General features: G+C 60.6%; 24 protein-coding genes. 11 read left to right on the top strand and 13 right to left on the bottom strand.

Annotated features, from left to right (window positions below):
- The first annotated feature begins 25 nt into the window (after positions 1-25).
- The 5 genes from AAY24_RS16460 (at position 26) to AAY24_RS16480 (ending at position 4284) form a co-directional block, all read left to right on the top strand.
- The gene (locus AAY24_RS16460) at positions 26-634 is read left to right on the top strand and encodes a TetR/AcrR family transcriptional regulator (RefSeq protein ID WP_046860593.1); all 609 of its coding nucleotides are present in this window, start codon (positions 26-28) and stop codon (positions 632-634) included.
- Positions 631-1782 (top strand): efflux RND transporter periplasmic adaptor subunit, encoded by a 1152-nt coding sequence (locus AAY24_RS16465; protein WP_046860594.1) that lies wholly within the window; start codon positions 631-633, stop codon positions 1780-1782. Before AAY24_RS16460 ends, AAY24_RS16465 begins: the two co-directional genes overlap by 4 nt.
- Positions 1779-2981, top strand: a complete 1203-nt coding sequence (locus AAY24_RS16470; RefSeq protein WP_046860595.1) for an ABC transporter permease — start codon at positions 1779-1781, stop codon at positions 2979-2981. The genes AAY24_RS16465 and AAY24_RS16470 overlap by 4 nt, the downstream gene beginning before the upstream one ends.
- A gap of 1 nt (position 2982) precedes the next feature.
- Positions 2983-3726: an ABC transporter ATP-binding protein gene (locus AAY24_RS16475; protein WP_046860596.1), complete on the top strand. Its 744-nt coding sequence runs from the start codon at positions 2983-2985 to the stop codon at positions 3724-3726.
- A 111-nt stretch (positions 3727-3837) separates the two neighbouring features.
- Positions 3838-4284 carry a PaaI family thioesterase gene (locus AAY24_RS16480; protein WP_046861408.1) on the top strand — a complete coding sequence of 149 codons (447 nt, stop codon included), beginning with the start codon at positions 3838-3840 and terminating at the stop codon, positions 4282-4284.
- On the opposite strand, the gene modC is transcribed toward AAY24_RS16480, so the two are convergent.
- Genes modC through rsxA form a run of 9 tightly spaced genes read right to left on the bottom strand, consistent with a single transcriptional unit; the run spans position 4281 to position 11420 of the window.
- Positions 4281-5354, bottom strand: coding sequence for a molybdenum ABC transporter ATP-binding protein (gene modC / locus AAY24_RS16485; protein ID WP_046860597.1), 1074 nt, complete (start codon positions 5352-5354; stop codon positions 4281-4283). The two genes, AAY24_RS16480 and modC, sit on opposite strands and share 4 nt — an antisense overlap.
- Complete coding sequence (gene modB, locus AAY24_RS16490; protein ID WP_046860598.1) at positions 5351-6025, bottom strand: molybdate ABC transporter permease subunit; 675 nt, start codon at positions 6023-6025, stop codon at positions 5351-5353. Before modB ends, modC begins: the two co-directional genes overlap by 4 nt.
- Before the next feature lie 33 nt (positions 6026-6058).
- Positions 6059-6319 carry an RnfH family protein gene (locus AAY24_RS16495; RefSeq protein WP_046860599.1) on the bottom strand — a complete coding sequence of 87 codons (261 nt, stop codon included), beginning with the start codon at positions 6317-6319 and terminating at the stop codon, positions 6059-6061.
- A 54-nt stretch (positions 6320-6373) separates the two neighbouring features.
- Entirely contained in the window at positions 6374-7066 is a 693-nt protein-coding gene (locus AAY24_RS16500; RefSeq protein WP_046860600.1) for an electron transport complex subunit E, read from the bottom strand.
- Complete coding sequence (gene rsxG / locus AAY24_RS16505; protein ID WP_046860601.1) at positions 7059-7709, bottom strand: electron transport complex subunit RsxG; 651 nt, start codon at positions 7707-7709, stop codon at positions 7059-7061. Before rsxG ends, AAY24_RS16500 begins: the two co-directional genes overlap by 8 nt.
- Complete coding sequence (locus AAY24_RS16510) at positions 7709-8794, bottom strand: RnfABCDGE type electron transport complex subunit D (protein WP_046860602.1); 1086 nt, start codon at positions 8792-8794, stop codon at positions 7709-7711. The genes rsxG and AAY24_RS16510 overlap by 1 nt, the downstream gene beginning before the upstream one ends.
- On the bottom strand, positions 8791-10293 hold the full coding sequence (rsxC, locus tag AAY24_RS16515) for an electron transport complex subunit RsxC (RefSeq protein WP_046860603.1): 1503 nt from the start codon (positions 10291-10293) through the stop codon (positions 8791-8793). Before rsxC ends, AAY24_RS16510 begins: the two co-directional genes overlap by 4 nt.
- 5 nt (positions 10294-10298) lie before the next feature.
- Positions 10299-10829, bottom strand: coding sequence for an electron transport complex subunit RsxB (gene rsxB / locus AAY24_RS16520; protein ID WP_046860604.1), 531 nt, complete (start codon positions 10827-10829; stop codon positions 10299-10301).
- 12 nt (positions 10830-10841) lie between these two features.
- Complete coding sequence (gene rsxA / locus AAY24_RS16525) at positions 10842-11420, bottom strand: electron transport complex subunit RsxA (protein WP_046860605.1); 579 nt, start codon at positions 11418-11420, stop codon at positions 10842-10844.
- Positions 11421-11752: 332 nt separating this feature from the next.
- Between rsxA and nifL the strand changes: the two genes are divergently transcribed.
- Positions 11753-13384, top strand: a complete 1632-nt coding sequence (gene nifL / locus AAY24_RS16530) for a nitrogen fixation negative regulator NifL (protein ID WP_046860606.1) — start codon at positions 11753-11755, stop codon at positions 13382-13384.
- A gap of 1 nt (position 13385) precedes the next feature.
- A complete protein-coding gene (nifA, locus tag AAY24_RS16535) occupies positions 13386-14945 on the top strand; it encodes a nif-specific transcriptional activator NifA (protein WP_046860607.1) in 1560 nt (519 codons plus the stop codon).
- 46 nt (positions 14946-14991) lie between these two features.
- Here the strand turns inward: nifA and AAY24_RS16540 are convergent, their stop codons facing one another.
- Both AAY24_RS16540 and AAY24_RS16545 read right to left on the bottom strand, forming a co-directional pair.
- Complete coding sequence (locus AAY24_RS16540) at positions 14992-16518, bottom strand: hypothetical protein (RefSeq protein WP_199930417.1); 1527 nt, start codon at positions 16516-16518, stop codon at positions 14992-14994.
- Between the two features lie 130 nt (positions 16519-16648).
- Entirely contained in the window at positions 16649-16915 is a 267-nt protein-coding gene (locus AAY24_RS16545; protein ID WP_046860609.1) for a hypothetical protein, read from the bottom strand.
- A 191-nt stretch (positions 16916-17106) separates the two neighbouring features.
- Here AAY24_RS16545 and AAY24_RS16550 point away from each other — a divergent pair, with 191 nt between their 5' ends.
- The 3 genes from AAY24_RS16550 (at position 17107) to AAY24_RS16560 (ending at position 20151) form a co-directional block, all read left to right on the top strand.
- On the top strand, positions 17107-18033 hold the full coding sequence (locus AAY24_RS16550) for an ABC transporter ATP-binding protein (RefSeq protein WP_046860610.1): 927 nt from the start codon (positions 17107-17109) through the stop codon (positions 18031-18033).
- Positions 18030-18791, top strand: a complete 762-nt coding sequence (locus tag AAY24_RS16555) for an ABC transporter permease (RefSeq protein WP_046860611.1) — start codon at positions 18030-18032, stop codon at positions 18789-18791. Before AAY24_RS16550 ends, AAY24_RS16555 begins: the two co-directional genes overlap by 4 nt.
- A gap of 595 nt (positions 18792-19386) precedes the next feature.
- Positions 19387-20151 (top strand): substrate-binding domain-containing protein, encoded by a 765-nt coding sequence (locus AAY24_RS16560; protein ID WP_052761290.1) that lies wholly within the window; start codon positions 19387-19389, stop codon positions 20149-20151.
- Positions 20152-20476: 325 nt separating this feature from the next.
- Here AAY24_RS16560 and AAY24_RS16565 read toward each other — a convergent pair whose 3' ends face one another.
- A complete protein-coding gene (locus tag AAY24_RS16565; protein WP_046860613.1) occupies positions 20477-21217 on the bottom strand; it encodes a sulfite exporter TauE/SafE family protein in 741 nt (246 codons plus the stop codon).
- A 135-nt stretch (positions 21218-21352) separates the two neighbouring features.
- Positions 21353-22114, bottom strand: coding sequence for a GNAT family N-acetyltransferase (locus tag AAY24_RS18660; RefSeq protein WP_052761291.1), 762 nt, complete (start codon positions 22112-22114; stop codon positions 21353-21355).
- Between the two features lie 649 nt (positions 22115-22763).
- Between AAY24_RS18660 and nifB the strand changes: the two genes are divergently transcribed.
- Positions 22764-24284, top strand: a complete 1521-nt coding sequence (nifB, locus tag AAY24_RS16575; protein WP_046860614.1) for a nitrogenase cofactor biosynthesis protein NifB — start codon at positions 22764-22766, stop codon at positions 24282-24284.
- Positions 24285-24287 lie beyond the last annotated feature (3 nt).

A 24287-nucleotide genomic window follows, 5' to 3' on the forward strand; every position in this document is an offset into this window, starting at 1 on the left:
AATTACTATCTTTACGGAGAGACCCATGGCCCTTCATGTCAAACATCTCCCGGCCGAGGAGCGCCGTGCCATCACTGTGGAGACGGTGGTGGAACTGGCGGCGGAGCAGAACCCGAGCGATATCACCACGGCCGCCATTGCCAAGCGCATGGGGTTGACCCAGGGGGCGCTGTTTCGCCACTTTCGCAGCAAGGATGCCATTCTCAGCGCGGTGATGGAGTGGGTGTCGGAACGCCTGATGGCCCGGGTGGATAAGGCGGTGCAGTCTGTCGACTCCCCCATAGCGGCGCTGGAGGCGATGTTTCTGGCGCATGTGGAATTTGTGGTGGAGCACCCGGGTGTGCCCCGCATGCTGTTCGGCGAGTTGCAGCGTTCTGGCGACACCGTCCCCAAGCGGATAGTGCAGACCCTGATCAGCCGCTACGGGGAGCGGATTCGCAAACTGATAGAGTCGGGTAAAGGGGTCGGAGAGATCGATTCCGGGCTGGAGACCGAGGCGGCGGCGAGTCTGTTTATCGGCACCATACAGGGCCTGGTGATGCAGTCCCTGCTGGCGGGTGATGTGCGGTTGATGCGCCGGGAGGCTCCCCGGGTGTTCGCCATCTACCGGCGCGGTATCGGGAGCAAACAATGAAACGGTTTCCCATTCAGGGACGCACCCTGGCCCTGCTGGCGGTGCTGGTTCCGCTCAGCGCACTGTTTTTCTACGTGGCACTCCGATCTGGTCCGCTGGCCCCCGTGCCGGTGACCGTGACCGCGGTACAAAACCTGGAGGTCTCCCCGGCCCTGTTCGGTATCGGTACGGTTGAAGCCCGTTACAACTACAAGATCGGTCCCACCGTGGCCGGGCGTCTCAAGTACCTGAATGTCGAGGTGGGTGACCGGGTGCAGGCGGGACAACTGCTGGGCGAGATGGAGCCGGTGGATATGGAGGCACGCCTGAACGCCCAGGATGCAGCGCTGAAGCGTGCCCAGGCGGAGTTGTCCGAGGCGAAGGAGCGTCAGCTCTACGCCCGGTCCCAGGCGATCCGTTACGAGAAGCTGCTGGCGGCCCATACGGTGAGTGAAGAGCTGGTGGCCACCAAGCGCCATGAGCGGCTGCTGGCCGAGGCGGCCCTGAGTGGCGCCAGGGAGGAGCTGGTGCGTCTCACCGCAGAGCTGGAGGCGCTGCGCGCCCAGCGGGACAATCTGCAACTGATTGCCCCGGCCGACGGGTTGGTGGCGGTACGTGCAGCAGATCCCGGCACCACTGTGGTTGCCGGTCAGACGGTGGTGGAACTGATCGACACCCAGAGCCTGTGGGTGAACGTGCGCTTTGACCAGACCAACGCCTACGGCCTGGCGGCCGGTCTGCCGGCGGAGATCGTGCTGCGCTCCCAGGCCGGACAGGGCTATGCGGCAGAGGTGCTGCGGGTCGAACCGATGGCGGATGAGGTGACCGAAGAGACCCTGGCCAAGGTCACTTTCCTGCAGCCGCCGGTGGTGTTGCCGCCCCTGGGGGAGTTGGCAGAAGTGACCGTAACGCTGCCCGAGCTGCCGGCCGCACCGGTGATACCGAACGCGGCAATCCAGCGCGTTGACGGGCGCCTGGGGGTATGGCGACTGGTCGAAGATCAGCTGCGTTTCACCCCGGTCGAACTGGGGGCGGCCGGGCTGGATGGCCAGGTCCAGGTGCGGGACGGACTCAGCGCCGGGGACCGGATCGTGGTCTACAGTGGCAAGGCGCTGAGTAGTAAGAGCCGCATCTACCCGGTGGATCGACTGCCGGAGATCAAGTCGTGATCAGCCTGGCAGGGCGCGATATTCAGCACGCCTGGGGCAAGTTTGTCTTCACCGGTTTCGGCCTGGGCCTGCTGATCGGCGTCACCCTCACCATGGCGGGTGTGTATCGCGGCATGGTGGATGACGCCAGGGTGCTGCTGGACAACAGCGGCGCGGATCTGTGGGTGGTACAGCAGGACACCCTGGGCCCATACGCCGAATCCTCCAGCATCTATGACGATCTCTGGCGCGGTATCCGGGGCATGCCCGGGGTGGCCCGGGCAGCTAACATCACCTACCTGACCATGCAGGTGCGCCAGGGGGAGCGGGATGTTCGGGCGATGGTGACCGGGGTGATGGCCGGTGAACCGGGTCTGCCCGGCTGGCCGCCCCGTCTGGTGGCGGGCCGGCAGATTACCCGGGGCCACTACGAAGCGGTGGCCGACCTGGCCAGCGGCTTCCAGTTGGGTGACCAGATCCAGATCCGGCGCAACAGCTACCGGGTGGTTGGGCTGACCCGGCGCATGGTCTCCTCCAGTGGCGATCCGATGGTGTTCATTCCGCTGCGGGATGCTCAGGAGGCGCAGTTTCTCAAGGATAACGATGCGATCCGGCAACAGCGCCGGCGCACGGCGGATAATCCCGCCTTCAATCGACCCGAAGTCCCCGGCTTGCTGGATGCGGTGATCGCGTCCCAGAGCAGCAACACCTATGTCAACGCGGTACTGGTGCAACTGGAGCCGGGTTGGGACGGGCAGATCGTGGCGGAGTCGATCCGTCGCTGGAAGCGGCTCACGGTCTATACCCGCAGCCAGATGGAGGCGATCCTGGTCGGCAAGCTGATTGCCACCTCGGCCAAACAGATCGGCATGTTCCTGGTGATTCTGGCCGTTGTCAGTGCCGCCATCGTGGCGTTCATCATCTACACCCTGACCCTGGGCAAGATTCGCGAGATCGCGGTGCTGAAACTGATCGGCACCCGCAACCGCACCATTGCCGCATTGATCATGCAGCAGGCGGTCGCCCTCGGGGTGATGGGCTTTGCGGTGGGCAAAATCGCCGCCACCTTCTGGGCACCGGTGTTTCCCAAGTATGTGCTGCTGCAACCGTTCGATTCGGTGATCGGTTTTATCGCCGTACTGGTGATCTGTGTACTGGCGAGCCTGATCGCGATCCGGGCCGCCCTGAAAGTGGACCCGGCAGAGGCGATTGGAGGCTGAGATGGGCGGCAAGGGTATTCGTATTGAAGGGCTTGCCAAGCGCTACGGCAAGGGTGACACGGCGGTGGAGGCGCTGAAGGGCGTGGATATGCAGGTCGCCCCGGGTGAGGTGGTCGGCCTGATCGGCCCTTCCGGTTCGGGCAAGAGTACCCTGCTGAAGTGTCTGGGTGCGGTGATTGAACCCACCGCCGGGCGCATGATTCTGGGTGATGAGGTGATCTACGACAACGGCTGGAACGTGGCTGACCTGCGCGCGCTGCGACGGGACAAGATCGGTTTCGTGTTCCAGGCGCCCTACCTGATTCCGTTCCTGGACGTGACCGACAACGTGGCGCTGCTGCCCATGCTGGCGGGCAAGTCGAATCGCCAGGCGCGCAGGCAGGCCCTGGATCTGCTGGAGGGACTGGATGTGCAGCATCGCGCCCGGGCCATGCCGTCCCAGCTCTCCGGTGGCGAGCAGCAGCGCGTAGCGATCGCCCGCGGGCTGGTCAACCGGCCGCCGGTGATCCTCGCCGATGAGCCGACGGCACCGCTGGACAGTGAGCGGGCGCTGGGGGTGATCCGTATCCTCAACGAGATGGCGCACAGGTTTGAGACCGCCATTATCGTGGTTACCCATGATGAGAAGATCATCCCCACCTTCCGGCGTATCTACCACATCCGGGATGGCGTTACTTACGAGGAGGCGGGTGAAGGGCAAGGTTGTGATCAGGTGGTGGAGCCTGCTGCAGCGCCCGGGCCGTGATGATGACAGAACTGCGCATCTGCAGGCTGCTGTAGGCGCTCCCAGGTCTGGTAGAATCTGCTCCAGCGCGAAACGACTCCCTGTGGCCGAAGCCTGGAGATGTCCAACACCATGACACAGCACTACCAATCCCTGCGGCGTATGTACCTGGCGGCGCCGATCAACCAGCTCTATCTGCCGGAGATCAGCATCGACAAGGGGGAGGCCCGGATCAGTATCGAACTGCGGGAGAGCTACCACCACGCCGCTGGTGCAGTGCATGGCTCGGTCTATTTCAAGATGCTGGATGACGCCGCCTATTTTGCCGCCAGCTCCCTGGAGCGAGAGTTTTTCCTCCTCACCGCCTCCTTCACCACCTACCTGATTCGGCCGGTCGCCAGCGGCGTGATGCGCGCCACGGGCCGGGTGGTCAGCCGTACCCGCAGCCAGATCATCGCGGAATCGGTGGTCTATGATGGGCGGGATCGGGAACTGGCCCGGGGCAGTGGTATCTTTGCCAAGAGTGGTCAGCGTCTCGAAGGCACCCCCGGTTACGCCGATCCGAACGCCGCTAGCTAGTCGATCAGGGCGACGCTCTTTACCTGGGCATAGAGCCGGCACCCCTCGATCAGCCCAAGAGCCATGGCCGAATGCCGGGTGATGCGGGACAGCAGCGTCTGGCCATCCTCCAGTTCCAGTCTCACCATCAGCTGGCTGGTGCTGATCTCCCGGGTATCCGTGACCCGGCACGGCAGTATGTTGATGATACTGGTGTCGGAGTGGGCCTTCAGTGACAGGCTCACATCCCGGGCCTGGATCTCCACCCGGGCCCGCTTGCCCACCGGCAGCTCCTCCCGGGGCACCGCGACCCGTCCCCCCAACATGCTGATCCAGGTGAGGTGATAGGTGGCATCGTGGGACGCTATGCTCCCCTCCAGGATCGAGGTGGCATCCGTGAAGCGTGCCGGGGCCAGGTCCAGGCGGGTCATTATGTTTGCCGCGTCACCGTAGGCCACCACCTTGCCCTGGTCCAGTATCACCACCTGGTTGGCCAGCCGGGCAACCTCCCGGGGATCGTGGGAGACGTACAGGGAAGGGATGCCGAACTCGTTATGCAGACTCTCCAGATAGGGCAGGATCGCCTGTTTGGCGGCGTGGTCCAGGGCCGACAGTGGTTCGTCCATCAGCAGCAGGCGGGGCGAGGTGAGCAGGGCCCGGGCGATGGCCACCCGCTGCCGTTCCCCCCCCGAGAGCCGGCGGGTGGCCCGCTTCAGCAGCGGTCCGACCCCCAGCAGCTCCACGGCGCTGTCGAAGGGGATCTTACGCTCGGCGGCTGGAATCTGGCGCCAGCCGTACTCCAGGTTCTGCCGCACTGAAAGGTGGGGGAACAGACTCGCCTCCTGGAACACGTAACCCAGTGGCCGCCGGTGGGTGGGCAGAAAGTAGTCCTGATCCTGCCACAGCTCACCATTCACCCGGATGTGGCCGTGATCGGCCCGGATCAGGCCGGCAATGGCGCGCAACACGCTGGTCTTGCCCGAACCCGAGTGACCGAACAGGGCGGTGACGCCACTGGCCGGCGTGTTGAAAACCACTTCTAGCCGGAAATCGCCCTGTCGATGGGCTATGGAGACCTCAATATCACTCATGCCCGCTCTCCGCCCAGGCGCCGCTCGATACGGTACATGGTGTAGACCACCAGGAAGGAGAACAGCAGCATACCGCCGGAGAGCCAGTGCGCCTGGGTCCACTCCAGGGACTCCACGTGATCGTAGATGGCCACTGAGATCATCCGGGTCTGGCCGGGGATGTTGCCGCCGATCATCAGAATGACGCCGAACTCGCCCACGGTGTGGGCGAAGCCGAGCACCGCACCGGTGAGAAAGCCGGGACGCGCCAGGGGAATGGCGACCGTGAAGAAGCGCCGTAATGGTGAGGCACGCAGAGTGGCGGCGACCTCGATGGGACGTTCCCCCATCGCCTCGAAGGCGTTGCGGATAGGCTGCACCACGAAGGGCAGGGAGTAGATCACCGAGCCCACCACCAGGCCGGGGAAAGTGAACGGCAGAGTGCCCAGGCCCAGCGCCTGGGTGAACTGGCCCACCGGGCCTTGCGGTCCCAGCATCAGCAGCAGGTAGAAGCCCAGTACACTGGGTGGCAGTACCAGGGGCAGGGCCACCAGGGTGCCGATCAGCTCCCGCCAGCGAGCCCGGGAAACCGCCAGCCACCAGGCCAGCGGCGTGCCCAGCAGCAACAGCACCAGGGTGGTGATGGTGGCCAGTTTGATGGTGAGCCAGATGGTCAACCAGTCGACACTCATGGGATACCCCTGTGATGGTTCAACAGATAGGGTTCAGGTGTCGCGCCGCTCCACCAGTTCCGGGTCGGCGGTGATAGGCCGGTAGATCTCGATGCGCACACCCTCCTCGACCGGGCTGTCCAGTTTGGTTACCTTGCCGAACACGCCCACCTTCTGCTTCTCCAGGTCGATCTCGGGAAACTGCCGTAACATACCGGAGTGCTCAATGGCCTGGCGCACGGTGCTGCCGTTCGGCACCTCCAGCTTGAGCCAGACCTGTTTGAACTTGTCTGCATAGGCGACACCTACGTTCATACCTGGTTACCTCCTTATCTGACTGAAATTGTGCGCTGTGCCGGCCTGTTCGGCTCAACCGGCGGCTTCACTAACCGGGGTCTCCGTGGTAGCGACGGATTGACGCCGGCTCGCCATGGCCCGGTCCAGCAGCCGCTTACCGGCCAACAGGCAGCCCAGCACGATAAAACCACCCGGCGGCAGGATAATCAGTAGAAAACCCTTGTAGTCGGGGATCAGTACCAGCTCCAGGAACTTGGCCCAGGAGCCGAGCAGCAGGGCCGCATTGGTAAACAGGGTGCCGCTGCCCAGAATTTCCCGGGTGGCACCCAGAATAACCAGCGCCAGGGTGAAGCCGAGCCCCATCATCAGACCGTCCAGCAGGGCTGGCAGTACCGGGTTGCGCGAGGCGAAGGATTCGGCCCGGCCGAGGATGGCGCAGTTGGTCACGATCAGGGGAATGAACAGCCCCAGTACCCGGTGCAGGTCGTGCAGCCAGGCATTCAGGAACATATCGGTCAGGGTGACCAGTACGGCGATGATCAGCACGAACACCGGGATACGCACCTGGGGACTGATGACCCGGCGCAACAGGGAGATCAGCAGACCGGAGGCGACCATCACCCCGGTGGAGGCGAGTCCCATACCCAGCCCGTTACTGGCGGTGCCGGTGACCGCCAGCAGGGGGCAGAGCGCCAGGGACTGGGCGAACACGATATTGTTGTCCCAGATGCCGTCCTTGATGATGCGTCGATAGTCGTTACTCATGGGCCTTTACTCCGAAGCGGGCCGTGGTTCCGCCGGTCGCTGCCGGGGGTGCCAGCAGCCGGGCCTGGTGCTGTTGAAAGAAAACCAGTCCGTTCTCGATCGCCTTCACCACCGCCCGCGGGGTGATGGTGGCGCCACTGAAGGCGTCAAACCGGCCGCCGTCCTTCTTGACCCGCCACTGCTCCGCCGGTGGATTGCCCAGTGACAGACCGTTGAAATCCAGTATCCAGTCGCTCTTCTCCACCTCGATGTTGTCACCCAGGCCGGGGGTCTCGGTATGGGAGAGCACCCGTACGCCGAGTATCTTGCCCGCTGCATCCAACCCCAGGATCAGGCGAATCTCACCGGAGTAGCCCGGCTCGCTCACCTGGTAGGCGAGGGCGCTCACCGCGTGATCCCGGATGCCGCGATAGATGGTCACCGGGTTGCCGTCCGGTCCCGGCAGTTGCAGGGGTTCGGCCAGCAGATCGTTGCTGTAGTAACTGGTGGGCAGCACCTGGTGCAGAGAGCTCAACAGATCCTCCCGATGGCGCTGCTCGATCGCCTCCCGGGTGACCAGGTTGCCCGCCACCAGCAGTACCGTGGCGAGGGTGGAGAAACTGCCCAGCAGGATGGCCGGCAGGAGGATAGGTTTGCCCGCCATCAGTTATTTCCCCCGTTGTCCGCATAGTTGAGCGGCTCACCCCGACGGTCGCGGCCGTAGATGCGCGGTTTCAGGAAGTGGTCGATCAGGGGGGTACAGCCGTTCATCAGCATCACCGCAAAGGCGACCCCCTCCGGGTAACCGGCCCAGGTGCGGATGATATAGACCAGCAGGCCGCAACCGGCACCAAACAGCAGCTGTCCCCGTCGTGTGGAGGGGGACGTCACCAGGTCGGTGGCAATGAAAAACGCCCCCAGAATGGCGGCCCCGGAGAGCAGGTGGGTCAGGGGACCGGCGTAGTGATCCGGATTCAGCAGGTGGAACAGGCCCGACAGGGCGGCCAGGGTGCCCAGCATGGCCAGCGGGATGTGCCAGCTGATGACCCGTTTGTAGAGCAGGAACAGGCCGCCAAGCAGGATCAGCAGGGCGGATGTCTCGCCCAGACTGCCGGCCGCCTGGCCCCAGGTGAGCTGCCACAGGCTGGCGCTGCCGGCGGCGGCCTGCTCCAGGTTCACGCCGCGACCCAGCTCGGTTTTGAGATGGCCCAGAACGGTGGCGCTGCTGACCGCATCGTACGGGGCCGGGTTACCGAAAGTGATCGCCAGGCTCTGTAATAAATCGGGTGCCTGGTCGGAGAACAGCGGTGCCGGGGTGGTGAACAGGGTCATCTCCAGGGGGAACGAGATCAACAGTGCCACCCGGGCCACCATGGCGGGATTGAACAGGTTCTGCCCGATGCCGCCGAACATCTGCTTGCCGACCGCAATTGCCAGTATGGAGCCGACCACCCCGATCCACCAGGGTGCCCAGGGCGGCAGGGTCAGGGCCAGCAGCCAGCCGGTGAGCAGGGCAGAACCATCCAGCAGGAACGGGCGCACCGGCTTGCCAGCCAGGCGCAGGGCGAGGGCCTCGGTGAGTACCGCGGCCAGCAAAGTGCTGGCGAACAGGAAGATGGCCGGCCAGCCGAACAGGTAAAAACCGAACAGGGTGGCGGGCAGCAGTGCCAACATCACCAGTCCCATGGTGCGGCTGATGCTGGTGCCGGCATGGGTGTAGGGGGCCGAGAGGGGGGGCTTGATCGTCATTGGCTGGTCTCACTCAGGGCCGCTTCGGCTGACTTCGCCTGCTTGGCCTGCTGCTCTTGTTTGCGTTTCAGCATGGCCGCCCGCTTGGCCTTCTTGGCAGCCTCCAGACGCAGGCTGCGGGCTTCGGCCAGCCGCTTGGTTTCGTTCTGCTTGTGCTGCGCCCGCTGGCGCGCCGCCAGTTCACCCTTGGCATAATTGAAATAGTGGGACAGGGGTATATGGGATGGACAGACATAGGCGCAGGAGCCGCAGCCGATACAGTCCAGCAGTCCCAGTTTCACCGAGCCGTCCAGGCTGCCGGCACGGATATGGGCCGCCATCTCCAGCGGTACCAGCCCACAGGGACAGGCCTGTACACAGCTGGCGCAACGGATGCAGGGCATCTCCCGGTCGGCCCGGACCTCTTCATCGGTCAGGGCCAGCAGACCGTTGCTGCCCTTAACTGCCGGTACCCGGGTGCTGGGCAGCGGTTGGCCCATCATCGGGCCGCCGCTCACCAGGCGACTGGGTTCCCGGACGAAGCCGCCGCAGTAATCGACCAGGTAGGACAACGGGGTGCCCAGGGGTACCCGCAGGTTGCGCGGGGTGCGGATCGCCCCGCCGGAGACGGTCATCACCCGGGAGATCAGCGGCCGGCCATGGCGCAACGCCTCATGGACCGCCAGGGCCGTGGCCACGTTGTGCACCACCACGCCGATGTCGGCAGTGAGGCCCCGGGCCGGTGTCTCCTGGCCGGTCAGGGTCTGTACCAGGTGTTTTTCGGAACCCATGGGATAGCGGGTTGGCAGTCCGACCACGGTGACCCAGGCATGGGCCTGGGCGGCCTCGCCCATTGCCGCCTGGGCCGCCGGTTTGTTGTTCTCAATCGCCAGCAGGATCCGCTCCACCCCCAGAGCGCGCGCCATCAGCAGTACGCCGTCCAACACCTGTTCCGGCTGTTCACGCATCAACCGGTCATCGCAGGTGAGGTAGGGTTCACACTCGGCGCCGTTGATCACCAGGGTGTGCAGGCGGTAGCGGTTGCGCAGGTTGAGCTTGACCGCGGAGGGGAAGGTAGCGCCACCCATGCCGACAATACCGGCCTCGGCCACCCGTCGGGCGATCTCATCCGGGGGCAGGTTGAACGGCTCCACAACGGGGTCCAGGGTGTCGATCCACTCATCCTGGCCGTCCGGTTTCAGGGTGATGGTGCGCACCGACAGCCCGGAAGCGTGGTGGGCCGGGTAGCCGCCCACACCCATGATGCGACCCGAAGTGGGTGCATGCACCGGCGCGGAGATGGCCCCCTGGCTGGCGGCCAGCAGGGCGCCCTTTTTCACCAGGTCGCCTCGCCGGACCAGCGGCTCCGCCGGTGCGCCGATATGTTGCTGCAACGGAATATGCAGCAGCGGTGGCAGGGGCAGCGGTTCGATCGCCTGTTCGGCGCTGAGCTGCTTCCGGTCCTGGGGATGTACACCACCCCGGATGCGGAACAGTTTGAATCTATCTGCGGCAGCCATAACGATCAGGCCGCCTTGGCCGGGTCGGGCCAGTACCAGGTCTGCAGGGTGGCCTCGATCGGGCGCATCTCGATGCACTCGGTGGGGCAGACGTCGAAGCACTTCTCACAGCCGGTGCAGGCGTCCATGAACACTGCATGGATCTGTTTGGGGCCACCCAGAATGGCGTCGGTGGGGCAGCGCTTGAAGCACTTGGTGCAACCGATACAGAGGTTCTCATGTACAAAGGCGACCCGGGGCTCCTGCTCCTCCATGTCGGAGAGGTCAATACTGATCCCCAGTTTCTCCGCCAGCTGTTCGGCCAGGGCGCGACCGCCCGGCGGGCAGATGGTCGCGGACGCTTCACCGGCGGCGATGGCGGCCGCCGCCGGTGAGCAGCCGGGGTAGCCGCACTGGCCGCACTGGGAGCCGGGCAACAGGCCTTCGATCTCCGCTTGCAGCGGATTCCCCTCCACCGCCAGGTAGGTGGCGGCAACGCCCAGTATCGCCCCCATGGCCAGGCCCATGACTGTAATGATGAAGATTGCTGTCAGCATTGCGTATCCCTCCTAGGCCGAGGTCAGTCCGGCAAAACCCATGAACGCGAGCGACAGCAGTCCGGCGGTGACGTAGGCGATCGGCGCGCCGCTGTAGGCGGCCGGTACGCTGGCAAGGGCCAGCCGCTCCCGCAGTCCGGTGAACATCAACAGCACCAGGGTGAAACCGAGCGCGGAGCCGAAGCCGAACAGCAGGCTCTCCAGCAGGCTGTTCTCCTGCTGGGAGTTGAGCAGGGCCACGCCAAGCACGGCGCAGTTGGTGGTGATCAGGGGCAGGAAGATCCCCAATACCTGGTAGAGCGCCGGCGAGGTCTTGCGGATCGCCAGTTCGGTGAACTGCACCACCACGGCGATGACCAGGATAAAGGTAAGAATGCGCAGGAAACCGATATCCAGCGGGGTGAGGACGAAGTGCTCCAGCAGCCACCCGGCAAAGGCGGCCAGGGTCAGCACAAAGGTGGTGGCCAGGCCCATGCCCAGGGCGGAGTCGAGTTTATTCGAGACCCCCATCAGCGGACAGAGACCGAGAAATTTAACCAGAACCACGTTATTGACCAGGGCGCTGGAGAGGATGATCAGAAAATATTCCATCGGCTGTGCAACTCGTGAATAAGACACAGTAGCCATCGCAAAGAGCATGCCAGCCGAAAAAGCGCCCGCTGACCACCAGAGGATGGTGGCGGCCGGGTGCAGGTACGGTACTGATTTGACGGAGTAAATCGGCGGATTGGGCGGTATGGTTGGACGCCGGCGCACCGACCGGCAGACGGTTGGGTTGTCGGGTTTGTTACAGGCCGGCCATTGGCGTTTGTGGGATTGCTGACAATGGAACCCGCGGAACCGCCCGGGAACGCCCATGGATCGCTGGTACGTTTTTTGCGATGCCTATAGGTATTTGATTCACGGTAATGGGAAGTTCAGCCATGATCCAGCAAAAGTTCAGCGCCGCCAATGGCGATGTGATCGACGCCATCAGCCGGTTTCTGGCTGCCCCGCCGGAGGGTACGCCGGCGGAGGTTATCGAGGCGTTCGACAGCTTTGGTCGGGGCCAGTTTCTGCCCCCGAAGCTGTTTCTTGAGACCGTCGAACAGGCCCCGGTGGCCATCTCCATCACCGACCCGGCGGCCAGAATACTCTATGTTAATCAGGCTTTTGAATCCCTGACCGGCTATCACCGGGATGAGGTGATCGGGCATAACGAATCGATGCTGTCGAGCCGCTCCACGCCGATCAGAATCTACCAGGAGCTGTGGGAGACTATCCAGGCCCGGCAGGTGTGGCAGGGCACCCTGGTCAATCATAAGAAAAACAAGGAGGAGTACCTGGCGGAACTGGTGATTTCACCGGTGCTGACCGCCAAGGGAGAGATTGGTTATTACCTTGGTATGCACCGGGATATTACCGCCGTGCACCAACTTGGACAGCAATTGAAATTCCAGACCAGCCTGACCGAAGCGGCCCTGGATGCGGCGCCCATGGTGATGGCGATGATCACCGCCGACCGCAAGGTACTGATGGACAACCACGCTTACAAGGCGCTGCTGGGGGACTGTCGGGGAGTGGAGCCGGTCGAGCTGTTTCTGGCTGCCCTGGAGCAGCAGATCGGGTTCGATCTGGCGGACGCCTGTCGCACCGGCAAGGGGTTTACCAATGTGGAGGTACGTCTCGATCTGGCGGGTCGCGCCACGCCGCGCTGGTTTGCCTGTTCCGCAGTCCGGGTCGATGAACTGGATGAAGCGGCACAGAACTACTTCCGTGAGCAGCAGCAGACCCGCTACTGCCTGCTGCTGATCGCCAACGAGGTGACCGCCAGTCGCAAGCGCATCAACGAGGTACGCCTCAACATGATTCGCGCCAGCATGGCGGAACAGCAGATGGTGGAGACCATGCGGGAGGCGATATCGGGGGCCATGTTCAAGATGCAGGTGCCGTTCAATATTATCCGGGCGGCCCTGGCCATGCCCGGCAACGGCTCGGATCGTTGTAACGTCTGCCAGGTGCTGAACCAGGCCCTGGAGAGTGGTGACGAGGCGATGGAGAGCCTCCAGGCGGCCCTGCCCAATCGCGCCCGGGAGCAGACCTCCACGGTCAACATCAACGAGATTCTGCATGAGGTGATGCGGCTTTCAACCGACCGCCTGCTCGCCTCGGGGGTGGTGGTGGACTGGCGGCCCGCCGCCGTATTGTCCCGGGTGACCGGCCGACCCAACGCGTTGCGCGGCCTGTTCAAGTATCTCATCGACAACGCCATTCAGGCGGTCAATGAATCGGGGCAGGACTACCGGGAGATCCGCCTCAAGAGCTGGCAGGATGAACAGGAGCTGGTGGTTGAGGTGACCGACAACGGACCGGGCATCCCGGATGCCAAACGGCTGAAGGTGTTTGAACCTTTTTTCTGTGGCTGGGCCCGGGCCGACGAGCATGCCGGCATGGGATTGACCATGGCCCAGGAAGTGATCGTGGGACACGGCGGAAATATGGAGATCGATGCCGGTTTTCGTGGCGGTTGCCGGGTGCTGGTGAGACTGCCCGTCAAAGTCGCGGAGGAACGATAAGATGCACGTAGCCAATGAATCGGACGGAGCGACAAACCAGGGAGCGGACAGCAGGATTCTGGAAACCACGCTGGAGAGTCTCTACCTGGTCAGCCAGGTGCTCAGTCGATCACTGGATTTCCGCCAGACCCTGCATGAGGTGCTGCGCACCCTGAAAGATAGCAACGGCTTGCGCCACGGCATGATCGCGCTGCTGGATGATGCCAGCGGCAATCTGCTGGTGACCGCCCTGCACGAGAACCCGGAGCCGGTTAACGAGATTCATTACAAACCGGGCGAGGGAGTGGTGGGCGCCATCATGGAACGGGGTGAGCCGATTGTGGTGGAACGGCTTTCGGATGAGTGCCGATTTCTTGATCGCCTGGGTGTCTACGACCTGGGCCTGCCCTTTATCGGCGTGCCCATCCCCATCGGTGATCAGACCGCCGGGGTACTGACGGCCCAGCCCCAGAGCGGGTTCAGTTCGCTGGACCGGCAGCAGCAGTTCCTGGAGATGGTGGCCAACCTGATCGGCCAGAGTGTCCGGCTGGCGAAAACGGTTGAAGATGAGCAGTTGGCGCTGAAGAGTGAGCGGGATTCATTGCGCCGCAAGGTGCGCGGTGAACACGGTTTCTCCAACATGGTGGGGCATACCCGTGCCATGCGCCTGGTGTTTGACCAGATCCGCCAGGTGGCGAAATGGAATACCACTGTTCTGGTGCGGGGGGAGTCGGGGACCGGCAAGGAGTTGATCGCTAACGCCATCCACTACAACTCACCCCGGGCCAACGGGCCCTTTATCAAGCTCAACTGCGCGGCCCTGCCCGATACCCTGCTGGAGTCGGAGCTGTTCGGTCACGAAAAAGGTGCTTTCACCGGGGCGGTCAGTCAGCGCAAGGGGCGCTTCGAACAGGCTCACGGCGGTACCATCTTTCTGGACGAGATCGGCGAGATCAGTCCCGCCTTCCAGACCAAGCTGCTACGGGTTTTGCAGGAGGGTGAGTTTGAACGGGTAGGGGGTACCCGCACCAACGTGGTGGATGTGCGGGTGGTGGCCGCCACCAATAAAAACCTGGAGTCGGAAGTGCAGGCGGGAAACTTTCGCGAAGACCTCTACTACCGCCTCAACGTGATGCCGATCAACACCCCGCCGCTGCGGGAGCGGGTTGAGGATATTCCGGACCTGGTGCATTTCCTGTTAGCCAAGATCGGCAAAAGCCAGGGGCGCGAGCTGACCCTGGACGAGAGCGCCCTGGGACCGCTGATGCGCCATGACTGGCCCGGTAACGTGCGGGAGTTGGAGAACTGCCTGGAGCGTGCCGCCGTGATGAGTGACGAGGGCTGGATCGACAATCGCATAATCAGTCTGGCCGGACTGGAGAACAGTTTTTCGGTCCCATCCGGCACCAGCACACCCCGTGTCGATATCAATGACCCGGAACTGGATGAGCGGGAACGGGTCATCGCCGCGTTGGAGCAGGCGGGTTGGGTTCAGGCCAAGGCGGCTCGTATCCTCGGTATGACGCCCCGCCAGATCGGCTATCGCATCCAGACCCTGAATATCAAGGTGCGACAGATCTAGCATCGCACAGCTCCCGCCACGGGGCGAAGCGCTGTTCAACAATAGCTCAGGTCTCGCTCTTGCAATCATCCTGGGTGGAGAATAGGGCATCCACGCTCTCCGCCAGGGTGTTGAGTTGCCGATTGTCCAGACACTCCGGTGACGCCGGGTCGTTCTGGCAGATACGCCGCGATTGGCGGCCCACGTAGTAGGTAACGATCTCCTGGCCGGATATCTCGCAGGGGGGCTGGGTGCAGGTGTCCACCGCCCCGCAGGGCAGCGGCAGTTTCAGCTTGATCAGGTTAGGGTTTTCGCTGCCGCCGTTGAACTTGACCAGGCGCGCCTTTTGCGCCGCTACCTGGGCCTCCAGTTGCTCCTTTTGATGCACTGCTTCCGTATCGGTGCGGGTGAACAGGCCAAAGAAAACGGGCACCTCGGTCGGGATACCCGCCAGGCGGTGAATCTCCTGCAGGGTATGGAGAATCGAGCGGCGGTACTCGATCACCTCATCCTGGAATGATTTTAACTGCTCGATCTTCTCTCCCACGTACTCGTCCTTGTTATCCAGCGCATCCTGCAGTGTGTACTGCACGGAGGTGAGGGTGTAGTAGAAATTGACCAGCAGGGCGTCTTCCGGGTCATCGGCAGTATCCATGGCCATGGCGTGGGGCCAGTTGGGCAGGTCGCTGTAGGCTGTCAGGTCCATGCTATGGAACTGGGGGCCAGCCTGGGCCTCCGAAGGGAGATCGTTCAGCTTGGCGAGAAACCCCTCCTGGTTCATCGGTATCTTGCCGCCGGCGCCACCGATTTGGGTGAAGTCCACGGTCACCTCGGTGGAACCGTCCCGCTGGTGGTTGGCCGAGTCAGTGCAGGCGTTCGCTTCGCCTTTGGCGCCCCAGGCTGATAACTTGGCCTGTACGCATTTCTGCGCCGTTTTGGCCTGGGTGCGGCTTTTGCTGCTTACCGACATCACGGCGATCAGTTCCGCACCGCTGTAGATGGCCGAGACAAACGAGTCGCCACAGAGGCGTTCAAACTCCCGCAGATTCTCCGCGCCGCCGTCCCCCAGGATATCCCGCGCCTCGTCGGTGAGTCTCAGCATGGATGAAACACGGGCTTCATTGACCCACCAGGGAGGGCGGGAACTGCTGTTCTCTTTCAGGGGGTAGGCGGAGCGAACCGGGTTCAGTGGTCGGGAAGGCCCGACAAACAGCACACCATTGTCCACGGTTGCGCGAATCAGCAACGAATTGGAGGAGCTGGTGACCCGGGTTTTTGCGGCGAACTTTCCCTGCGCACTGGCTGATCCCACTGCGGACTTGATCGACATGCCTGCGGAGACGCCGAGCTGTTCCATCAGTTCCGAGGAGTCGGACACGGCTTTCAGCTGCATGCGAATGGTCTGCCCCTCTTCTTTGACCGGTGCAAACCGGATGCAGCGGTTGGGGATGATCTCGGCGCGTTGTGAATCCCACCCCAGGCCCAATTCCACACCCGACTCCGGTGTCCCCATATTGACTGAACCCGCCTGGGCGGTTTGCAGAACCAGCAAAAGCACGGTGAGAGTACAGAATATGGCGGTAATTTCCATCACAGGGGCCTCTGAAGTGGTGGTGTTTTTTTATGCTGCCGATTCAGTATAGACATACCGGTTGCGGAACTACAGAAGCCGGGCCAATGGTTCGTTCTGTAACCGGCAGGGATGGTTTCCGGTTTCGTGCCGGTTAGGAAAAGAGTTGCAACAGAAGCCGTTTTTCTTCGCTGTCCGTGACGACGGCCAGGGCTGCTTTGAATGCCTGCACATTTTTATCGTGAACCGACAGCAGGCGCGCCAGCTCCCGGTTTTCATCGACACCGGGCGCGCCGCCCAGTTTGTACTTGGTTTCAAGGGCGACCAGGAAGTCAAAGTGAGCCGTCTTGCTCTGACCCATGTCGAGAAAGGCGCGGTGGGCTGTTTTTGCGGACTCGCTTAAATCATCAATGGCAGGCATGGCATTTTCCCATGGGTGTTGGAGAGGGGAGAGTATAGCGGTTGATGGTGCTGCCGTTTTACCTGTTATGGGACAGGTGCGGGGAGGCGGTTTTGAATCCTGTTGATTAAGCCGCACAAACGTCCGGGTTATCCGCTCATTAGCTTGTCGCCTATTTCCCCTTACCGGTCACTTTGCCGTATCATCCAGCCATGTCCACCATCATTTCCATTTCCAATCTTTGCAAAACCTACGAGAGTGGCCATGAGGCTCTCAAACAGGTCAATCTGGATATCGAGCAGGGCGAGATTCTCGCCCTGCTGGGTCCCAATGGCGCCGGAAAAACCACACTGATCTCGGTGATATGCGGGCTGGTGTCGCCCAGCTCCGGTTCGGTCTCCGTGGGCGGCTTCGATATCGTGGAGAACTATCGGCAGACCCGCAGTCAGATCGGCCTGGTACCGCAGGAGCTTACCCTGGCGGCCTTTGACCGGGTATGGGATACCCTCTGTTTCAGTCGTGGCCTGTTCGGAAAAAAACCGGATGACGCCTATCTGGAACAGCTGCTGAAGGATCTCTCCTTATGGGACAAGCGGAACAGCGAACTGCGTGCTCTCTCCGGGGGTATGAAGCGACGGGTGCTGATTGCCAAAGCGCTCTCCCACCAGCCGCAGATCCTGTTCCTGGATGAACCGACTGCCGGGGTGGATGTGGAACTGCGCAAGGATATGTGGCAGATCGTCAACAAGCTGCGGGACTCCGGTGTCACCATCATCCTCACCACCCACTACATCGAAGAGGCGGAGCAGATCGCCGACCGGGTTGGTGTGATCAATCACGGTGAACTGTTACTGGTGGACGACAAGGTGAACCTGATGCGGGAGCTGGGTCGGAAACAGTTGATCATCGATCTGAAAGAACCGATCAACAGGATCCCCGAATCGATGAGCGGTTATGCCCTGGAGCTTTCTGAGGATGGCCGGCAACTGATCTACACTTACGATACCCAAGCCAACAGTACCGGTATCACGGCGCTGCTGCAGGCCATGCATGCGGCCGGGTTGTCCATGAAAGATCTCAACACCACGCAAAGCTCATTGCAGGATATTTTTGTCAACCTGGTGCAGGCCGTCGAATGAATTTGCAAGCTGTAAAAGTGATCTACAAATACGAGATGCTGCGCACCTGGCATACTTTGTTCCAGAGTATCGCATCGCCGGTCATATCCACGGCGCTCTATTTTATCGTATTCGGTTCTGCCATCGGTTCCCGTATTCAGTCGGTTGATGGAGTCTCCTACGGTTTGTTTATTGTGCCGGGCCTGGTGATGTTATCGGTTCTCACCCAGAGTGTTTCCAATGCATCCTTCGGTATCTTCTTCCCCAAATTCAGTGGCACGGTCTATGAAGTGATGTCGGCCCCGATCTCGTTTTTTGAGATCCTGCTCGGCTATGTGGGAGCGGCCGCCACCAAGTCCCTGATCATCGGCAGCATAATTCTGATTACCGCCAGCTTCTTCGTGGAACTGCGTGTCGATCACCCGGTCTGGATGGCCCTGTTCCTGGTCCTGACCTGTATCTCGTTCAGTCTGCTGGGTTTTATTATCGGTCTCTGGGCCAACAACTTCGAGAAGCTGCAGGTGGTGCCCCTCCTGATCATTACGCCGCTGGTGTTTCTTGGCGGTACCTTCTACTCGGTCAGCATGTTGCCACCCCTGTGGCAGACCATCACTTTGTTAAACCCGGTGCTCTACCTGGTGAGCGGGTTTCGCTGGAGCTTTTTTGGCGTGTCGGATGTCAATGTCGGCATCAGCCTGGGCTTTATCCTGCTGTTTCTCGGGATCTGCTCCAGTGTGGTGTGGTGGATGTTCAAAACCGGATATCGTCTGAAACAGTAGTTTAGCCGCGGCAACTTCCGGGACGGCCGCCTCCTCATCAGCACTCCCTGCCGGGGCTGTTAGCTAACCCGCTTTCCCCCTCTTCAGCCCCGTCACCACGCTTCCGGTAAACCGGAGGATCAGGGCGAATCGCCCCTATTGATCTATTTCGCCATCGCATAGTCCCATCAGGGGCCGGTCCTGCTGGTTGCTGGGGCACTGTTCAGGCAGCCGCAGTCGGCTTTTGCTGGGAAAAATAGCTGGGAAAGCTGGGTCAAACAGAGCCGGCTATTGGCTATTCCGCTGGAGGGTTGGGATGAAATACTGAAGGATTTTGTAGGGAATACGCTAACGCAGCCTAAGGAAAACCACCATGCTTTAAATTACTTTTGCTAATAGCCCTATCACTGGCTATCTGTTCCAATGCACGAACAAAAAGCAGAAATGACAAAAATCTGCAATAAGTCATCTATTTGACACAAACCACCAAAGAGCCATACATATGAGCAATGTATATCATCGCATAGGGTTGTTGGCTGTTCTCTTCCTATTTTCCACTATATCCAACGCAGTCACGTTAACCTGGGTAGGTTGCGGAATAACTAAAAAGGCTTTCATGCAGGAGTTGGTGATCGCCTATAAAAAGAGTACCGGTGTTGAGATTGTGCTGGAGGGTGGCGGCGCCACCAAAGGTATCAGATCCACCTCGGAGCACTCGGCGGATATGGGCGGATCCTGTCGCTACCGGATCAAAGGGGAGGCCCCCGAATCCAAAATCTCTTTCAATCCCGTCGCCTGGGATGCCCTGGTCGCCATTGTCCACCCGGATAATCCACTGAACTCCATCACCATGGAGCAGCTCCGGTCACTCTATCGTGGCGAGATCAAAAACTGGAAGCAGCTCACTGGCGAGAGCCGACCGTTGAAGCTGGCAGTCCGCCGCGGCAAGATCTCCGGAGTGGGGCTGACGATAAGACAGCTTGTGTTCAACGATCCTGACATGGATTTCCCCCAGATCAATGTTTACAAGTCATCCGGTCCCCTGGAAGAAGCTATTGAAAATGACGTAAACGCGATCGGTATGACCGGCATCAGCAGCGCCCGGAAACGGAATGTAAAAATCCTCCAGCTGGACAACAAGGAGCCCAGCTTTGAGAACATCAAATCCGGTCACTACTTGCTGTATCGGCCGCTCTACCTGGTGATCGACAAGGAGAGTGAAAATGCCGCTGAGCTGAAAAACTTCCTCAAGTTTGCCCACTCAAAGGCCGGCAGGGATGTGATCCGCAAGAATGGTGTGGTGCCTTACCTGGAAGCGCTTGGGTTGAGCATTAAGCAGCAGATTCAGTGGAAAAATGCCCGGAACCAAGCGGGTGAGTAAGTTCTGATACTCGCTGGAATCTACAGCTTCGCTGCCATCAGCCGATGTGGTGTGGAGCTTGATGGATAAACTCCGGTCCTGGATTACCAGGCCGGAGTTTTTCAGATAATTCCGGGTCTGGCTCAATCCGCCCTCTGCATGGCTCAGAAGCCCTGCTCACTATCGTAGTCTGTAGCCCAGTCCCGTTTACCGTTGTTGTAGCAATCATCGCAAGTAAACTGTTCTCTGCTGGAGCGCCAGCCGATGGCGTGCTCCACCTCGAATGATCGGCCGCAGTGTTTACACGGGGGTGTTTTGTTTGCCATCTCTCCGTAGCCGGATAAGGTTACACCAGTCCCGAGACGATCTTGATGGCAGTCGCCAGCAGTACCATTGCGATGATGTATTTGAGTTGTCCGCTTTTCAGTTTTTCGCTCATCAGCCAGGCTCCCAGGGCGGCGCCCAACGCTGAGGCAAGGCCGGTGACACCCACCAGGGCATAGTCCATTTCAGAGAGTGTTGCATGGGCAAAAAAGCCGGTCAGAGAGGCGAACACAACGACGAAAGAGGCGGTGGCGGAGGCCCGCTTGGGTTCAACCCCGGAACCGACCAGTGTGGGCACGATAATACTGCCGCCGCCAACCCCCAGTAGTCCGCCGACAAAGCCCGCAACCCCGCCAAGGCCCATGCCACGAAACAGCTGGCTGCCTGGCGTGATAGTGGCCGGTGCAGGTTTTGGAGAGTAGATCAACATCATGAGACTGGCGAAAATCAGGAAACCGGAAAACATCCATAACAACAGTTGACGATCCAGGCCCTGGCTGACGCTTACGCCAACTGGTGACAGTGCCACGGCCACAATCAGTATCGGGACGGCCAGGCGCCATTCCACCAGGCGTTTGCGGATAAATGTGGTGGTGGAAACGCTGGTGGAAATGGCGTTCAGCAGCAGTGCGGTAGCCATAGCGGCATGGATCTCCACGCCCAACGCCAGAAATATTGGTACCAGGATAAATGCCGCCCCGACGCCGGCCATTGCCATGATGGCGGTGAGGCAAAATGTGGCAATGGCGGCGATGGTAAGCATAATAACCGTGGCTTAAATTGGCTCCTGAAATGGCACTACAAAGGCCACGGGCCGGGTGAATTCGGCCTGAGCGATTTAGCAGCAGCCGGTGTGGAAACATCCGGAACCAGGCGATCTCCTTGAGAGCCTGGTGAGCTAATATCTCACCTCGTTAACGGCTGTGTCAGGTTTTTTTGACCGGGATAACGCCGACAACAGGTTGAAGTTGCGATGGGTAGCGTGGATGGTTTGCTTCATGGTTGTTCGTCCAAGATCGATCTGCAGGTCAACCGATTGCGTGGCCCAGGTTAGCAGCAGGGTACAGAGATCGAACAGGTTGGTCTGAGCCGGCGAGACAGTGTCGGATCTCTCCTTGGGTAGGTCTGTTTCAGCAATCAGTACTTCACCATCATAGCGGGTGTCGATGATCCGGCAAACTTTACGGATCAGGGCCTGTATCTCCTGGTTGTGCGCCAGGCATTCGAACCGAAAACGGGCGATATCGCGTTCCAGCGCCGCGTCTACCAGGCGATCCAACAGGAGATGTCCGATCCCTTGGCCCTGCATGTGATCGGCCACAGTGATAGCCACTTCAGCGCATTCATCATCGTCGCGAATGCGAATTGCGCGGGCAATGCCCAGCCCGTTGCCCTCCCTGCCCGACTCGTCGAGTTCGACCGCGGCGATGGCGAAGTGGTCGTATCCATCGGTCTCAGTGAAATAGCGTAGTTCCGCTTCTGAGAGTGAGGCCTTGGCGGCAAAGAAACGTTTATGGCGGGAGAGGGCCGAAAGCTCGGAAAAAGCCCGTTCCATTTCCTGCTTGTCGGAGGGGCGAACCAGGCGCAAACGGATTTGCCGGCCATTATCCAGTTGGACCGAATCAGCGTAGTGTTCCGAAAAGTGGAGTTCCTGTTGCATTTGCATGACCTCCCGATCAGGTTGAAATAGGCCGCAATTAGTGGCCTATTGTGCGATGCAACATAAATATAAGCAATAGAAAAAGCTAAGATAGTCAATTAATTAGGGATCAGCTCATGGAACAGGTATCCGTTAACAAATGATTTGGAACGGAACGGTTTTAGAGCTGTCTGAGGCCAAATCCAGGTGTGCAGGAAAATAGATCACGCGCTATACGGCCGGATCAAACGGCTTTGCGAACAACAGGCGGCGTGTCCATCGACACCGTTATTAGGGTGAAATGAGGGTGCTTACCCTGTTCAACTGTTATTCCCCAGGTTTCACTAGGCGAACAAACCCTGGGCCAGGGTATTTGCATCAGTTGGAGAGATGCTTCCAACATCGGAGCTCAGGCTTCCACAATCTATCCGCCGTTCCACCTTCCCGTACCATCGACCCACTTACCCTACCGGGATTGGCAACAACGTAGCACTCCCGACAATTCCCCCTCTTTTGTCGTCTACATAACCATGCATGGCTCTTCAGAAATAATAAAAACCAAGAATAAACAGATAGATAAGTGACTGAATTCAAGCGGGCACACTCTTTGCTTCTGATCAGTTCAGTGTTGTTTCAAGCCTTGATGAGGCGTTGATCAGGAGATCCGGTGATGGAGTTGACGGTATTAGGTCAAACGGCAGGCCAGGTGGCAGATGAGGTTTCCGGGGGGGGTTGCAGTTCTTCCGGGTGCGGTGGCAGCAGTGATCAGCTGTCTCATCTGCCCGAGCATATACGCGAGAAGGTGCACAACCATCCCTGTTACTCCGAGGAGGCGCATCACCACTTCGCCCGCATGCATGTGGCGGTGGCGCCGGCCTGCAATATCCAGTGTCACTACTGCAACCGGAAATATGACTGCTCCAACGAGTCCCGTCCCGGTGTGGTGTCAGAACTGCTGACGCCGGATCAGGCGGTCAGGAAAGTGATGGCAGTGGCGGCCAATATTCCCCAGATGACGGTGTTGGGCATCGCCGGACCCGGTGATCCCCTGGCCAATCCGGAGCGCACTTTCGAAACTTTTCGCCAGCTCACCGAAAAGGCGCCGGACATCAAGCTCTGTGTCTCCACCAACGGACTCTCCCTGCCGGAGCAGGTGGATGAGCTGTGCAAGCACAATATCGACCACGTCACCATCACCATCAACTGTGTCGATCCGGACGTGGGGGCCAAGATCTATCCCTGGATCTTCTGGAACAACCGGCGCATCAAGGGTCGCAAGGCGGCAAAGATCCTGATCAGGCAGCAGCAGAAAGGACTGAAGATGCTCACCGAACGGGGCATTCTGGTAAAGGTCAATTCGGTGATGATCCCCGGTGTCAATGACCAGCATCTGGAAGAGGTGAGCAAGGTGGTGAAGGCCAACGGTGCTTTCCTGCATAACGTGATGCCGCTGATTGCCGAGGCGGAGCATGGCACCTTCTACGGCGTCATGGGGCAGCGTGGTCCCACCCACAGCGAGTTGCAGGCGTTGCAGGATAAGTGTGCCGGCGACATGAACATGATGCGTCACTGCCGTCAGTGTCGTGCCGATGCAGTGGGCATGCTGGGCGAGGATCGGGGCGACGAGTTCACCATGGACAAGGTTGAGAACATGGAGGTGGATTACGCGGCGGCCATGCAGCGACGTGCCGAGTACCAGGCCGCCGTGGAGGCCAACCGGGAGGCGCAGAAGCGCCAGAGCGGAGAGACCTTTGTGGCACTCTCATCCATACAGGTGAAGAAGCGGGAGACCCGACCGGTGTTGATGGCGGTCGCCACCAGTGGCGGCGGAGTAATCAACCAGCACTTTGGCCATGCCAAAGAGTTCCTGGTCTACGAGGCCTCCATGACCGACGTCCGTTTTATCGGCCATCGCAAAGTGGATCTCTACTGTAGCGGTGGTGACACCTGCGGTGACGCGGAGACCACCTTGCAGAAGATCATCCGCACCCTGGATGGGTGCGAGGCGGTGCTCTGTTCCAAGATCGGCTACGAACCCTGGGAGCAGCTGGAGTCAGCCGGAATAGAGCCAAATGGTGAACACGCCATGGAGCCGATCGAGGAGGCCGTAGCGGCAGTATACGCCGAGATGGTGAAGCGCGGCCTGGCCGATAAAAGCGCAACACCTGACCGTTTGCAGGCGGGTGCCTGAGGA

It is taken from the genome of Sedimenticola thiotaurini, assembly GCF_001007875.1.
GTDB classification, from domain to species: domain Bacteria; phylum Pseudomonadota; class Gammaproteobacteria; order Chromatiales; family Chromatiaceae; genus Sedimenticola; species Sedimenticola thiotaurini.